The organism is Burkholderia sp. BCC0097 (assembly GCF_902832985.1).
Lineage (GTDB): Bacteria > Pseudomonadota > Gammaproteobacteria > Burkholderiales > Burkholderiaceae > Burkholderia > Burkholderia orbicola.
Genome location: NZ_CADFDM010000004.1, coordinates 660,074 through 674,651, shown reverse-complemented (window position 1 = coordinate 674,651; position 14,578 = coordinate 660,074). Strand labels below are relative to the sequence as shown.

Here is a 14,578-nt window from a genome sequence, read left to right as displayed (position 1 = left end):
CCACCGGTTAGAGCCGCATCAAGCGGCCCTTGCAGGCGTTAGAGCGGCGACGGTCCCCGGTCAGGATCGTTGTACGGCTGCTCTCGCAGCGCCAACTGGCTGTAGTCCGGCGTGATCGTGATCGATCGGTCGACATCCCTAACCCTCAGGTACACGCGGTCGCGCGGCTTGAAGCCGAAGATATTGAAATTGATATCGATCGCCTTCATCCACGGCAGGTACGGCCAGCCACGCTTGGGAAGGTCCGGGTAGTTGCGCAGGACCAGCTCAAACGTCTTTTGCATGTTGACGGGTTTGTTCTTTCTATGACGTGGCTTAGTATTGGCGTCAGCCATTTCCGACTCCTTGGGTGAGTTGGTGGTGGTCAGCGGGTCGTATGGGTTGCCGCCCATGCGGCCCGCGCTTCTTTGTTGCCTTGGGTTTCCCCTTCTTTCTCCCCTCTTCGCTGGGTCTTGTTGGACAAGACGGCTTTCTTTCGACCATCGGGGCGGAGGGAACTGCGGTCAACTTCCGATGGCGAGAAGCAACGCTTCATGACCAGTGTAGCCGGGCTGGCATCTCAGAAATGGGGTAATTGGGGGAGCAAGCCGTTTGGTAGAGGGACGAGAGGGTAACGCGAGACACTAAGTTGTATTAGTCCAAACTGACTGACACTGACCATCAGATGAGTTCTGATTTCCGGGAAGCCGCTTCCACCAGCGGCTTCAACTCGGCGCCGCGACTTAGCATGAGAATCCGTGAGTTTGCAGATTGACAAACTGCTATCCTGAGCGGCACTGACTACATCCAGCCAGCACCAGATGGCCGACCACCAAGCATTTAAATACCCAAACGAGCCACCCAATGTCCCCAAAGAGCCCATCCGAGTTGATCAGCGATTTTCTCGGCAATTTAAATAATTCACAGAATCTAAATTTACGCAAAGCTCTATCGGGAGATTACTCTGAAGTCGGCAAATTTTCCCCTATTGGTCAATGTTTCATAGACAGTGATTAATTATTATTCACCACGATTTTACCAAGCGTGGCCCAGCTCTTGGATGCTGGCGAATTCGGAAAGGATCTTGTCGAATTTCAAAAAAATAAAATTTCCACAGAAATTGAAAATCACTACGCCAATTTAAATAACGGAATAATTGAACAAGACAGAGAAATAGCACTAATCGAACACAAAGAAAAGATTATTGAAAACTTATCACTTAAAATGCTAGAGGAGGATGCAAATTCCGTATTCCACAGCGCAATTCTTCCGGAAATCAAAACTCCCTCCGAAAATCAAAGCAAAAGGAATTATTTTTACGCCCATCTCCTTGGGATTGCATACGAAAATCTTTCGCAGCAATCAGATATCGATAAAAAATACAGTCGCACAGAATACAAGGAAAATTTAATATATAAATATTATAAAAATATTGACATCAATATCACAAAACACGATCAGCAATTTAGAAAATATGACCTCTATTCCGTAGATGATGACTCTGAAATATTTGTGGCACTACCATCGAGAATAATCGACAAAAAGAATAATCTCCAATTCATTGTTGAAATGCAAGAGGCGCTCCTTCAAATGTTGGTCGACTCCAAAGAGAGGGGCCATGTCCAGGATTTGGCATTATTGGCAAGATCCCAAAATCCCATTGAATCAGATCAGCGCATATCTATTCTCTTGGGAACATATCAAATCCCGGTTGCCCCTAAAATTCAGAATATTTTCCAAGATAATTTCCCACATGTCGTGCAGGATATAATTTACTCTCGGTTAGTTTCAGAAGATAAGTTATTCTTGTCCGATGCGATTTACAAATTCCACGAAATTGGCTGCGGCGATTCGGTTTGGGTTTTTTCGAATGGAAATAGCGTTGAATTTGAAGAAATCCTTGAAAGCCCTGAAGTTCTTGACGACTGCGTTGTCACTCAAATGATTCACCTGGAATACGTAATTGATGACGGAAGAGTAAAAATATCCCACATCGATCACGAATATTTATTCTATAGCTATGAAGAATTTGACCGAAGACTCGAGGACTATAATCAAAGAGCCGGTGCAAAGAAAAGAATTAAGACCTTCAAAGTTGATCGCTCCAAACTCCCATTAGTACTTGATGACGGAACTTTCTCCCTCTACACTGTCTTGGATGCTTATTTTACAAGATCCTATTTCCTACAAGAATTCTTGGTGCAGGGGTGTGGGCTTAAGGATATTGTCGAAATGGTTAGGCAAGTCAAGTAAAGCAAGTTCCCCTTCTATTCTTGATCTGATCCATGACAACTTTAAGATAACTCGGCTGCTTCAACGAGGTTTTACCGCGAAATATATTGAAGTGACCGTAATGGAGGGCATCCGCTTCCGGTCTGGACTAATGCCGCAAACCGGTTATGAGCTTCTCGATTGAGAGCTGATTCTAAAATCACTCGAGCTAAGGATCTCCCACCGACCATCCCCCCCTCTCAGCACTGGACATTAGAATCAGCATCACCTTAACGATCAACCTCAGAAGCTAACCAGCGCCAGCTTTTTCGACGAACGGCACGTGTTCTGTGCCGTTGCCCATACTCGATCTAGCAAAATCACCAATTCAAGCGCGTAGCTTCCTCCGCCTCCGGATTCAGGGAGATTTGAAATCCGTGTCGAAGGTTTGGTGTATAAGTTCCTTAAGCTCAATCACTCGAACCACTGCCGGGTACTCGCCGCCTTCATCGTTTTCAATATCGTGAATTTCCCACACAAATGGAATATCTGTCTCCCTAATCTTACCAAAACAAGTGAACGAATCCCGAACGGGATTATTCACATCAACGTTCACCTCCCATGCAACTATATAATCAACAACAGCAAGCGCATGATTGAACGGACCGAAATTATTAAATTCGTACTTATACTCCACCGCCTGAATATTTTCAGCCTTCAATGGGTTACTTGAGTCAGGATCAATATAAGCCAAACTATCGATACCTTGCGTCGAGAAGGTTATAATTTGCCTCCAATATTCCCGATAATCAGAATCCACGGGAACAAAATAACCCAGCATCGCATAGAGCACCCCAACCAAATACTCCTCACCCGGGAGTGGAGACAAGAATAAATGGCGCCTCCCGGAAAGGTCTTCGATTCTAAATCGCTCGCGGCGCTTTAGATTATTTCTCGACTCATTTAAAATTTCTATTTGTTCATTCAGAAGATTTTCAGAACTTTCCCTTCTAAGCCGAGAGACCAATTCGGAAAATATCTTATCCTTCGTCCTTTGCGCATCCAGAAATTCCTTTACTTTCTTAATAAATTCCGGATCAGACAGCGTATCGTAAGCTTTCTTGCTTAATGCATTTCTATTTGTGACCAGATCAAAATCGCCATCGATGATGATAGCATAATGACTCGGACTATCCCCTTCGGAGAGAATCGAGTAATCCTCCAGCGACAACAGAAGATCCAGATATTTGCATATCTTTATCCCCTTTACCGATACAAATACCCCGCGATGATCACTCAATTTAATACCGGACTTGCTCTGCCCCTTTCTTGCGAGATTAGCGTATTCCTCGTGTGCTCGACGATTTCCATCGACCGAAAACACAATCGAGTATTTATTACCACCAACCGAAAATGATTTAGCTGATCGACTAAAAAATCGACCATCTCGAAGTCTCGAAACCTGGGACGGAGTCTTAACATTAACATCCGCATCCATCGTATCAAGATAGGGATAACCAAATGGAATCGAGAAGAGCTTTTTATTGGAGAAAACACTAAAATTGGCTGCCGCCGGTTGCGCAATCTGCGCGATTTGATTAGCAGTAAAGCCTTGATCAGAAGTTATCTTCCGAATATCACCATGGCGCGTATAGAATCTAATGTAATTATACAAGTAAGATTCCGGAGCCTTTGTATTCATGGTGAAATATTTGCCGAAGTTTTCAGTATCAAGACCTCCAATTATTATAAGAGTTCCAGTTCCCGTTTCTGGCGACGCCGTAAATTTCTCAAGTGCCTCCAGCGCCTTAGATGTAGCCGATGATACGGTCCCTATGAAGCCCCGAATCTCCTCCGATATATCAGATGTTTTAGTTGGATCGATATCGTAATCCACATCAAGATTGTTTCTAGGATTTTCTACAATCTTGTAATTCCATTGATTGGATTTTTTTGATATCTTAGATGCCACAAAGATTCTTGCACACGCGAAGCATAATTTCGAACCCTGACACTTGTAACCAATCGCATCACCCTTCTTTTTCGTGGATTTTCCAATCGAAAAAAATGCTTCCCACGGAGTTATTCCATTTATCTTCTTTTCAGTGCTAAGCCCCTCCCCATCATCGAAAAATATAAATCCATTCGTATCTTGCAAAGCGGCATAGAACAAATTCTTCGCGTTCGCGTCATAAGAATTGGAGATAAGCTCCCGTATGACTTCACACGGATCATTTCTATTTACCGACAATTCCCCGAGGACATGCTTAAATTCAATCGATGGTTTCACTTTTTATCCGTTTATGACAATAAACTTTGGCCAACTGCCCATGGGGCTACGCGCAATCCAATCTCCATCCATTCGAAACGAATCACATTGCCGCTCTCGCCCCCCCTTATTTGAAATTTGACTGAAAGCATACTTTACTGCCGGCGCATCTAGCATCGCAAGGGCCGCAGCGGGAGACTCCCAAAAGATCCTGGCTAAGATTCCCCAGTTAAACTTACAGCGATTCTCAAAGAATGACAGCGACCTCCCCATCATCCGAACTAGTGAACAACACATCCGGTCCGTCCGTCATCCCGTCATCAGGAACAATGCTCTGTATGTTACCCCCGCCTGCGCAAAAACCTTTCACGCTCACCGCGGCAATGACGACGAGCTGTACCATATCTGCTCCAGCCTTTACTCTCGAAATGTGTTTCCTTTGACAAGCGTCTCCGAATCCCGAATCGACATATAAAAAACGGCGGCCGCGACCCCACGGCCGCCGTCCCTCAATACCAAACCGCGAATTTGATCGAGCGGCTGCACCGCGTCGCCAATCTGACCCATCCCCGCACTCTGCTCCACGCGAGCTCTGCACTCTCGCTCATCATCGCGCTAACACCCTGAACCTGTGGGCCAACGCCACTCATAACATTCCCAGCCTCGCTGGCCAGCGGCCATCGTGTATTCGCTCTCTATGCTTCATGTTTAATCAACTCCTTGACCTTCCTCACCGATTGCGCTGCGCAAGATTCCGTACATCCGAAGCGACGATAGAAAAGTATGACTGGTTGGCACTACTCAAGCAGACGCACTATGCTTTGATCAAGTGCCGCACGGAATTCATTGAGCCGCGTCAGGCGCAAACCTTCGACCTTCGACTCGAAACTGCGAATCTGATCCATCGCGGACGCTAAGGCGGGGTTATTCTCGACCAAGGTCTCTTTAGCGGCAATACGATGCAGTAAGGATCGACACAGATGCCTTCCCTGAGCAGTTAGCCCGGTAAACACGACTACTGCGCTTAGATTGGTCTCCAGCCTCACGAAGCGGATATGATCATCGTATCGATGAAAGCGGGGGTGAAACGCCTCACTGAACTCCCAGGCTCTCGGATAGCGACGCCTCACCGTCGATATCGCGCCCCATACATCATCGGTCTTGGCACCGTTGCAGTCACTACAGGCCACCGCCAGATTCCAGAATTCGATAGAGAACTGCGGATAGTGCCGACGCGGCAAAATGTGCTCGATAGGTTTGGCGTACGCTGTACTGATCAGCCATCGGCGGCAATAGCAACATCTCCCACTCTGCAACTCCAACAGCCTACGCCTGAAGGCAGATTTGATGGCTGCCCCCGTGATAGTCCCACGCTCAGTGACATCGGACATTGCATCCAGTGTGGGCCACACGTCAGCATACGGGCGGCGGCGTGAATGTATCCAAAGATAGCGAAGCAGCACCTGTGTGCGCGAGATATGCTTCTTGGTTCTGTGCGCAACGCCTAGGTACAGCTTAACCTCTTGACTCATCTCGGCCGGCGATGGATATATCCCCTTGAACCAACTCATGCGGCGTTTCCTCGCTCGATCGCAGCAAGTTCATCGATGGCTGCACGGGTGCGAGCAACCAACTCAAGATCCTCCTGGGCATGCGATAAGTGCGCAGAGTCAGCCAGCCGAATGATCCGCTCCATCCGTTCCAACTCCTCGCGCAGCGATTCTACGGCTGCAATATCTCCATCCTGCGCTGGCGACTGGACATTGAGACGTTGGATAGCTTCCGATACCATTGCAGCGCACCGCTCGTGCACTTGTCGATTGTTCGCCGTGTAGGTCCGAAATCCGTCGAATAGTGCTGTTTCGACCGACCTACGCTGGCGCAAACTAAGTTCCGTCAGCATATGCCGACGGGCGACAAAGCACTGGTCGTCGGGATGGATCGCGCTGGCAACGATAACAGGCGAGTGCGTCGCTACGACGATTGAGCAACCGAAGCTAGAACCGACAATTTTCAGCATCACGGGGATGGCGCGCTGCCAACTCACGTGAAGACTCAATTCCGGTTCATCAACCAGTATCACCGTGTTATCGCCAGAGTAGGCCGTGAGTTTTAGCGCGAGGGTCAACAACTGCTGTTCGCCCGAGCTCAACTCGTCGAAGGTTGTGATGGAATTCTGCGACTCCTGCCGCATGAGACCCAGCACGTATCCATTGGAAATCGCGGACTGAAGGATGTGTGCGTTGTCATCAGCACTCTCCGTGAGTTGCAGCAGTTCGGCGTAGCGGGTTCGATCGTCGTCGAGCGAACTTTTCAAATCGACTGGCACCAAATATCGACGCTCACCGAAACCAAGGTGCCTCACAACCGCATTGAAAACGTCGAGCCGTTTAGCACTTGTGTGAATTTCGCGCACCATACGATCAACGTCGGCTGAAGTGCGGCCAAGCGCGATACCTCGCTCCGAGGTACGCGCCCCAACATAGATGAAGGGCTGCTCATCGTTCTTGGGACGCTCAAAAGGAAACCTGTCAGTCAATCCGAACGAGATGCCAACGACGCGTCGACCCAGCTCCACCAGGCGTTCTGCCAAATCTCCGAGCAGAATGCTCTTGCCCTCGCCGTTGTTCCCGATAATGTAAATGCGTGTGCCACGATCATGTTCCTGCCACAGCGCCTTAAGCACGGGTTCACTGTTGAGCAACGGCATGAACGTCTTGCGCCTCCCTGCGCTTTCAAGATAGACGGACGCCGCGAGCTTGTAGTCGTTCGCAACGAGTTCTTCGGCTCGTACCCGCCGGCAGACACCCTCCACGTCCCGATACCCATCCTTGAAGTAGGCATACAGCATCGCTTCCACATCTGAGCTGGAACGGCTCTGTCCTGCGAAGTCCCGAGAAAGCCGACCGTCTGGTGCACCGAGTGACACGATGGCCGCTACAAATTCCATCAGAAGGCCAACCTCGCTAAGCTCACCTCTGCTGGCGAGCCCCTTCGCGTCTACCATCAGCACATCGTCGCTAGGCCGCGGCCCGTCCGACAGGAGCCAAGCAGATACCTGCTTGCGCGAAGCACCGCTGCGCTCCGCCGGCAAGTCGATCACCGCGAGCAGTCGGTCACTGCGCACGAGATGCTCTCGCATCTCCTTTCGCCATCCCCCGGCCGATCGGTCAGTCCCGGGAACCACGATCAGGCTCAGGTCGATATTTGAACCGCGCTGAAGGAGGTGTTCCAGGGCCTCAAGTGAAGTCTGGTGATCAGTCCACAGCGGTGAATGTGGACGCCTCACGGTAGCATTTCGGCGCGGGTGATCAACCAACAGAAAACGACTAGCGCCGAAGGACGAAAAATCATCTTGCTTCGGAGGTCGATCCTCCACATCAATGCCGTACAAGTAAAGCCGAAGGTCAACAATGAAGTTCAGGCGATCAATCGCAGCAATACGTGCGGTCGTCGCTACACCGAGAACAGACTTTCGCAGCACAGCAAACTCGCCTGTGACTGAGAAATACTCCGAAATATGATCGAAGCCTGCAGAAAGGTGCGCAGCCAAAGCTGCCGCCGTGTCACCACTCCGGTACCCACTCGCCGTTAGACGACCGACAACTCGATGGAATACTTCGTCAAAGCAGCCCAGTATAAAATTCCATCCGGGGCTCCAAGCGCTCTCAAAGCTGTCGATTAGCTCGATGATGTCGCAAAAATCATCGAGAGACCCGACCTCGAGCCGAGTGTCGGCTTGACTGACTGAACGCACGACGCTAGCTAGTGAATTGCAAACGTCGGTCCATTCGTGTTGAAAATGACGTTCTTCCCTGCGCTTTGCCGCTGTCATCAAGACATCAAAGTTATACCGTATCTGGTTGGCCCTCGGATCTGGCCAAAGATCAGGCGACCGCGTCACGCAAACCAACCCTAGCACCATTAGCGCGAATTGTTCGAACTCATCTTCTCGTAGCCCAGTGCGACCACGCAATAGACGTAGTTTCTCCCAGAACTTAGCCGTCTGTACGACTCGCTCGTCAATCATTCTTACTTCCTCGGAAAACTCTAGCAGCGATTATGCTTCTTAAGTCTGATTTCGATCCATCGAGACATCGATCACTACTCGATTTTAAGCTAAATCACATTCGGCGATCCAACGACACTCGCCCCAACATTCAATCTGGAAATGCGTTTCATTTCTATAAACGCCGCCAAATCCGGCGCCGACAAGCAAAAGCGGCTACCGCAATCCCACGGCAGCCGCCCTCAGAAACACCCAACTCCAAACCCCAAACCACTCCTTACTCATCCACCTTAAAAGCCGAAACCAGCTTGGTCAATTCCGCCGCCTGCTGCTTCAAACTCTCCGCCGCCGCTGCGCTTTCCTCGACCAAAGCCGCGTTCTGCTGCGTCATCTGATCCAAAGACTGCACCGCATCCCCAATCTGATCGATCCCGGCACTCTGCTCCAGGCTAGCCTCCGCAATCTCGCTCATCATCGCGCTAACGCCTTGAACCTGCGAGACAACATCACTCATCACCTTCCCCGCCTCACTAACGAGCCGCGACCCGGCACTCACCGTCCCCGCGCTGTGCTCGATCAGCGATTTAATCTCCTTCGCCGCCTGCGCACTACGCTGCGCCAAATTCCGCACCTCCGAAGCGACAACAGCAAATCCGCGCCCCTGCTCCCCCGCCCGCGCCGCTTCCACCGCAGCATTCAGCGCCAGAATATTCGTCTGAAACGAGATACTGTCGATCATCACGATGATCTCGGAAATCCGTTGCGAAGCGTTACTGATCTGCTCCATCGTCGTCACGACCTCGCCCACCACCTGCCCACCCCGCGCCGCCGTATCCGCCGCGCCGTTGATCATCTTCGCCGCAGTAGTCGCCGTCTCGGTGTTATTCCGCACCACGGCCGTGATCTCTTCCATTGACGAAGCCGTACGCTCCAGGTTGCTCGACTGCCCTTCGGTGCGTTCGCTCAGATCGGCATTCCCCGAAGCAATCTGCGCCGACCCGGTCGCAATCGAAGCCGAAGCCGCCCGAATCCGATGAACCAGCGTCGACAGCGACGACACGAACCGATTGAACGCATCCGACAGCTGCCCGATCTCGTCCTCGCTCTCGACCGTCATGCGGCGCGTCAAATCGCCCTGACCGCTGGCGATCTCCGACAGCAGCGTCGCCGCCCGACGAATCGGCGCAGCAATCGCGCGCCCCACCAGCCAGATCACGAACAATGCAACCCCAAGCCCCACCACCGCCGCCACCAGCGCCGCGCTCCGAATCGCACGCGTCACCGGCCCGAGCAGTTCGGCCTGCGGCACCTGAACGACCACATACGCATTCAGTTCCGGAATGAACGACGTCGCGATGAAGCGCGCGCCGCCATCGCCCTCATAGCTGAGATACGCATACGGCTTGCCCGCAAGCAGCGTCGACGACGCATCCCCCGGCAGGCCCGGCTCGTCCTTCAGAAAATGCTTGCCGTCGATCAGCGACGTATCGCGATGCATCATGATCGCGCCGTCGGGACGCACGAGGTACGCAAACCCGGTCTCGCCGATCCGGTAAGCCGAGATTCCCTTCGCGAGCGCATCGACGGACAGGCTCATGCACGCCGCGCCGATCGGCACACCGTCGATTTCCACGCGGCTGTTGATGAACATCATGTAGCCGCCGACGGTCACCTCGCGATCCATGTTCACGTCGTACGCCTTGCCGGACGACAGGAAACTGGTCAGCCACTGATCCTTGTCGGTCACCTTCCGCTGCAAGCCGGCTTCGTTGTAGTAGTTGCCGCTCTTCACCGACACCCACTGCACGGAAGCGGCCTTCTGCTCGTCCTTCACGTTCTTCGCGAGCTGAATCCAGTTGCGCGCGCCGGCATCGGGTTCGCCGTCGGCTTCCCATTGCAGCAGAAACGCATCGCGCGCCAGAATGCGCGACGCGGCGATCGGGCCGGCCATCTGGCGCTGCACGTCGGCGCGAATGCCGTTGACGGCGGTCGGCAGCTCTTCGCGGACGACGCGATCGCGCACCGCGTTGCCGATCAGACGGACGCTGAGCCCGCTCGAAATCGCGACGAACACGAGCAGACAACTCGTCATGCTGAGAATCAGCTTGTTCTGAATGGAAAGCTTGCGCCAGAAATGCATGGGGAACCCTCGATAACCGCTCGGTCTGAGCCAGATTGGGTTATCGGCAGGCGGGCGCAGAATCGCATCGCTGCTTTCAGATAGCGATCATTCGAGATTCGTTATGTTGTTGAGCGGCGGGCATACGCAGCCGCCTATATGTGCGGGACCAACGCAAACACAAAGTACAAAGCGCGGATCAATACGCAACGAAGATCGTGACGCGCCGGTTCCTTGCCCTTGAAGCCGCATCATCCCCCGCGACGAGCGGCTGCGTATCGGCCCGCCCGATCGCCGCCAGCCGATGCGGCGCGACGCCGCGCTCGGTCAAGTAGCGCACCACACTCCCCGCGCGCGCCGACGAAAGCTCCCAGTTCGATTCGTATTTCGCGTTCGAGATCGGCACGCTGTCCGTGTGGCCTTCGACGAGAATGTCGCCCGTCGCATGCTCGCTCAGTGCCTGCGCGATCTGGTTCAGCACCGGCGACGAATCGGGCAGCAAGCGTGCATCGCCGACGTTGAACAGTATCTTCGCGTCGATGCCGATCTCGACGCCGTGTGGCGCCTTCACCAGTGAAATGCGTCCATTCGACTTCAACGAATCGAGCAACGCGAGCCACGGTGGCGCAGGATCGGACTTGGCGGCATCGACGGAAGCAGTCGCAGCACCCCCAGCCTGCCGCGCAAGCGTCTGATACCGCGCATCGAGCGCGTTGTATTTCGCGAGCTGCAGCACATACAGCGCGAGAAACAGCACCATCAGCGTCGTGATGAGATCCGCGTACGAAATCAACCAGCGCCCCGACTGCGCGCCTTCGAGTTCGTCATCGTCGCGATCGGCAGTGGATGCGCCGTCAGTTCGAGCAGTCATGCTGTCGGGAATCCGGGTTCGTCAAACGGTACAGATGCAGGTGCAGACACACGCAAGCACAAAGCGCACGAACATCACGCCAGCGTTTCCGCCGCCCGCCCGCGCACATCGCCGGTCAACCGAGTCTCGATCGTATGCGGCGACTCCTTGCGCGAAATCGCGAGCAATCCATCGAGATACAGCTTGCGGAACCGCATCTCGCTGTCGATCTGTGCGCGCAGCTTGCCGTACAGCGGCAGGAACACGAGGTTCGCGAACGCGAGCCCGTACAGTGTCGCGACGAACGCCACCGCGATACCCGGCCCGAGTTGTGCCGGCTCCAGAATATGGCTCGTCACCTGCACGAGCCCGAGCACCGACCCAAGAATGCCGAAAGTCGGCGCATAGCCGCCGGCCTGCTGCCACACGCGCACGGCGGCGAGGCGGCTGCGTTCGTACGCATCGAGTTCGCGCTGCAACGCATCTTCGAGCACCGCGGTCGATACACCGTTCGCCAGCAGTTCGAGCCCGCGCCGCGCAAACGGATGAATCCCGCTCACATCCATCGATTCAAACGCGAGCAGCCCGTCGAGCTTCGCGCGGTCGCCCCATTCGAGCAGGTCGGACAGGTTCTTGCGATCGACTTCGCGGGCCCGCACGAACGCGAGCCGCAACTGCTTCACCGCATCGAAGAAGCGCGCCCACGTGTTCTGGATCATCACCGCGCCGAGCGTGCCGCCGAGCACGATCACGAGCGCCTCGAACTGGAACAGCATCGAGAAGTGCCCGCCTTCCAGCGCGAACCCGAACACGATCGCCGCGCCACCCAGCACCACACCGACCAGGGTCAACAGATCCATATGCGCCCCCGTATCACGCATTCGACGCTGAAGCCGACGCGACGGCCGTTACTCCCGCCGCAGGCGCCTTCGCCGCGCGTACGGCCTCCAGCACGCGCTGCTCGATGTCCTCGATCTCGACCGGATCGAGCTTGAGTTCGCGGCGCATCACCCACGACACCTCGTTGCGCCGCGCCTCGGTCATCACGGAAAACAGCTTGTCGGCCACCGCGCGATCGTCGAGGTTCGCGATCAGCTTCGCGAGGTCGTACGTATCGAACGCGCTGATCACGTCGAACAGCGTGCGCTGGTCGACCCACACGAGATCCTCGAGCGCGCGCACGTCGCCGCCACGGCGTGCGTTGCGGCGCGAAAAGTACGCAACACCTTTCTGTTCGACGTAGTTGAGCACCTTCGATTTGCGGAACGCGAACACTTCTTCCGCGATCTCGCCGTTCGACAGCTTGTTGAGCAGCAGCGTCTTGTCGACGCCGATCAGCGATTCGAGATCGGCCAGTTCGATGAGTTCGAGTTCGCTGTTGATCGACAGATCGAGATCGTGATCGGCGACCTGCTGCGCGCGGTCGATCACGCGTGCCGCGTCGAACGTGACGACCTGGCGCGCATCCGACGAAGCCGCGTAGTCGGTCACACCGCCGGCACCGTCGGTCTGCGCGGCTTCGATCGTGACGAGGTTGAGCTTCTCCATGCGCCGCAGCATCGCGAGCACGTGCGGCCGCGAGTGGCCGGCAATCGCGCGGCATTTGCGGATCACTTCGGCGAGCGGCACCGAAGTTTCGGCCGCATGCGCCTGCATCGCCCGGCGCGCCCACGTGTCGCCCGCTTCACGCGCATCGGCGCCGGCCATCAGCGACAGCACGTGCGCATACGACAGCACGCCCGGCATGAAGTCCGCATGCGTATAGGTCGCCAGTTGGTCGTCCTTGCGCTTCACGCGGCGAATCATCGTTCGCACGATATGGCGCAGCAGCGCGGACACGCGCTCGATTTCTTCATCGAGCACGCCGGCCGGCACGACCGTGAGCTGACAGAACGACAGCGCCTTCGCGGTATGCGCGCGCGGTTCGGCGGCGAGTAGCGCCGATTCGCCGAAGAACTCGCCGCGGCCGAGCGTCGCGACGATCACGCGCTTGTCGTCGCAGCGCGTGGACAGCTCGACCTTGCCGTCGGTAATGAGGAAGAGGACGGGCTCGCCCGCGAAGCCCTCCGAATAGATGATTTCTCCGGGCGCCGCGGTACGCGTCCACGATTGCTGACGATTCAAGTCGATTCCCCTGCTGCGCTGGTTATTGCGGACCGCGCGTCGCACGTCTGAAGCATGCGATCACGAGTCGTCCCCGTGACTCGTTTACGTCATCGTGCGCAACATCCTTTAGGGCATTCGTACTCGTTTCGAACCGAAATCAAGGTGAAACGTTTGCGGATTGCGCAGGCGCAACGATTGTTCGTTTCGCCGCTTGCGCAAGTAGTGAAATTGAAAGCCTGCCGCGATCGCCCTCGTCGGGTCAGAACTCCATGTCGAGTTCGTCGATGTCTTCGTGCTCGGCCTTCGCCTCCTCGATCCACTCGGCGACGAACGGATGCGCGAGGACGCGCATGCAGTACTCGGCGACGTCCGGCTCGAGCTTCACGTCGTAGGTGAGAAAACGCGTGACGACCGGCGCATACATCGCGTCGGCGATGCCGATCTCCGCACCGAACAGCCAGGGGCCGCCGTACTCGGCCAAGCACTCGCGCCAGATCGTCACGATCCGCTCGATGTCGTGCTGCGCGCGCGACCAGATCCGGAAGCCGGGGAAATGCCCGCGCAGGTTCATCGGCAGCGCGGATCGCAACGCGCTGAAGCCGGAGTGCATCTCGCCGCAGATCGACCGGCAATGCGCGCGTGCATGCCGGTCATCGGGCAGCAGCCGCGCCTGCGGGCGGATCTCGTTCAGGTATTCGGCGATCGCGAGCGTATCCCACACCGCGTTGCCGTCATGCGTCAGGCACGGCACGAGAATCGACGGCGACAGCAGCAGCAGCTCCGCGCGCGACGTCGCATCGATCGGCACGCTGATCGTCTCGAACGCGAGGCCGCTCAGCTTCGCGAGCAACCAGCCGCGCATCGACCACGACGAATAATTGCGGCTGCTGATGGTCAGCGTCGTCCGTGCGTTGGATTCCATGTTGCTCCCCTGCTGAATGTCGTTCGTGCCCCTGCACCGTAAACGGACGCGCCGCATGAACGGCCGCACCACACCTGTGCGGTCCGTTCGCCGAACTGGCGCAACGCGGCACG

At 55.0% G+C, this 14,578-nt stretch carries 10 protein-coding genes; 1 reads left to right on the top strand and 9 read right to left on the bottom strand.

Going from position 1 to position 14,578, the window contains the following annotated elements; genetic code table 11:
* Positions 1–38: 38 nt before the first annotated feature.
* Entirely contained in the window at positions 39–335 is a 297-nt protein-coding gene (locus tag HWX07_RS16780) for a hypothetical protein (RefSeq protein ID WP_175877003.1), read from the bottom strand.
* A gap of 688 nt (positions 336–1,023) precedes the next feature.
* Between HWX07_RS16780 and HWX07_RS16775 the strand changes: the two genes are divergently transcribed.
* Positions 1,024–2,232: a hypothetical protein gene (locus HWX07_RS16775; RefSeq protein ID WP_175877002.1), complete on the top strand. Its 1,209-nt coding sequence runs from the start codon at positions 1,024–1,026 to the stop codon at positions 2,230–2,232.
* A 376-nt stretch (positions 2,233–2,608) separates the two neighbouring features.
* Here HWX07_RS16775 and HWX07_RS16770 read toward each other — a convergent pair whose 3' ends face one another.
* From HWX07_RS16770 to HWX07_RS16735, 8 genes are all read right to left on the bottom strand, one after another.
* On the bottom strand, positions 2,609–4,480 hold the full coding sequence (locus HWX07_RS16770; protein ID WP_175877001.1) for an ATP-binding protein: 1,872 nt from the start codon (positions 4,478–4,480) through the stop codon (positions 2,609–2,611).
* 776 nt (positions 4,481–5,256) lie between these two features.
* On the bottom strand, positions 5,257–6,030 hold the full coding sequence (locus HWX07_RS16765; protein ID WP_175877000.1) for a hypothetical protein: 774 nt from the start codon (positions 6,028–6,030) through the stop codon (positions 5,257–5,259).
* On the bottom strand, positions 6,027–8,489 hold the full coding sequence (locus tag HWX07_RS16760) for an AAA family ATPase (RefSeq protein WP_175876999.1): 2,463 nt from the start codon (positions 8,487–8,489) through the stop codon (positions 6,027–6,029). Before HWX07_RS16760 ends, HWX07_RS16765 begins: the two co-directional genes overlap by 4 nt.
* 256 nt (positions 8,490–8,745) lie before the next feature.
* Positions 8,746–10,608 carry a methyl-accepting chemotaxis protein gene (locus HWX07_RS16755; RefSeq protein ID WP_175876998.1) on the bottom strand — a complete coding sequence of 621 codons (1,863 nt, stop codon included), beginning with the start codon at positions 10,606–10,608 and terminating at the stop codon, positions 8,746–8,748.
* 178 nt (positions 10,609–10,786) lie between these two features.
* Positions 10,787–11,458, bottom strand: a complete 672-nt coding sequence (locus HWX07_RS16750) for an OmpA family protein (RefSeq protein WP_175876997.1) — start codon at positions 11,456–11,458, stop codon at positions 10,787–10,789.
* A 74-nt stretch (positions 11,459–11,532) separates the two neighbouring features.
* Positions 11,533–12,297, bottom strand: coding sequence for a flagellar motor protein (locus tag HWX07_RS16745; protein ID WP_175876996.1), 765 nt, complete (start codon positions 12,295–12,297; stop codon positions 11,533–11,535).
* A 13-nt stretch (positions 12,298–12,310) separates the two neighbouring features.
* On the bottom strand, positions 12,311–13,561 hold the full coding sequence (locus HWX07_RS16740; RefSeq protein ID WP_175876995.1) for a cyclic nucleotide-binding domain-containing protein: 1,251 nt from the start codon (positions 13,559–13,561) through the stop codon (positions 12,311–12,313).
* Between the two features lie 241 nt (positions 13,562–13,802).
* Complete coding sequence (locus tag HWX07_RS16735) at positions 13,803–14,465, bottom strand: glutathione S-transferase family protein (RefSeq protein ID WP_124700829.1); 663 nt, start codon at positions 14,463–14,465, stop codon at positions 13,803–13,805.
* Positions 14,466–14,578: the final 113 nt, after the last annotated feature.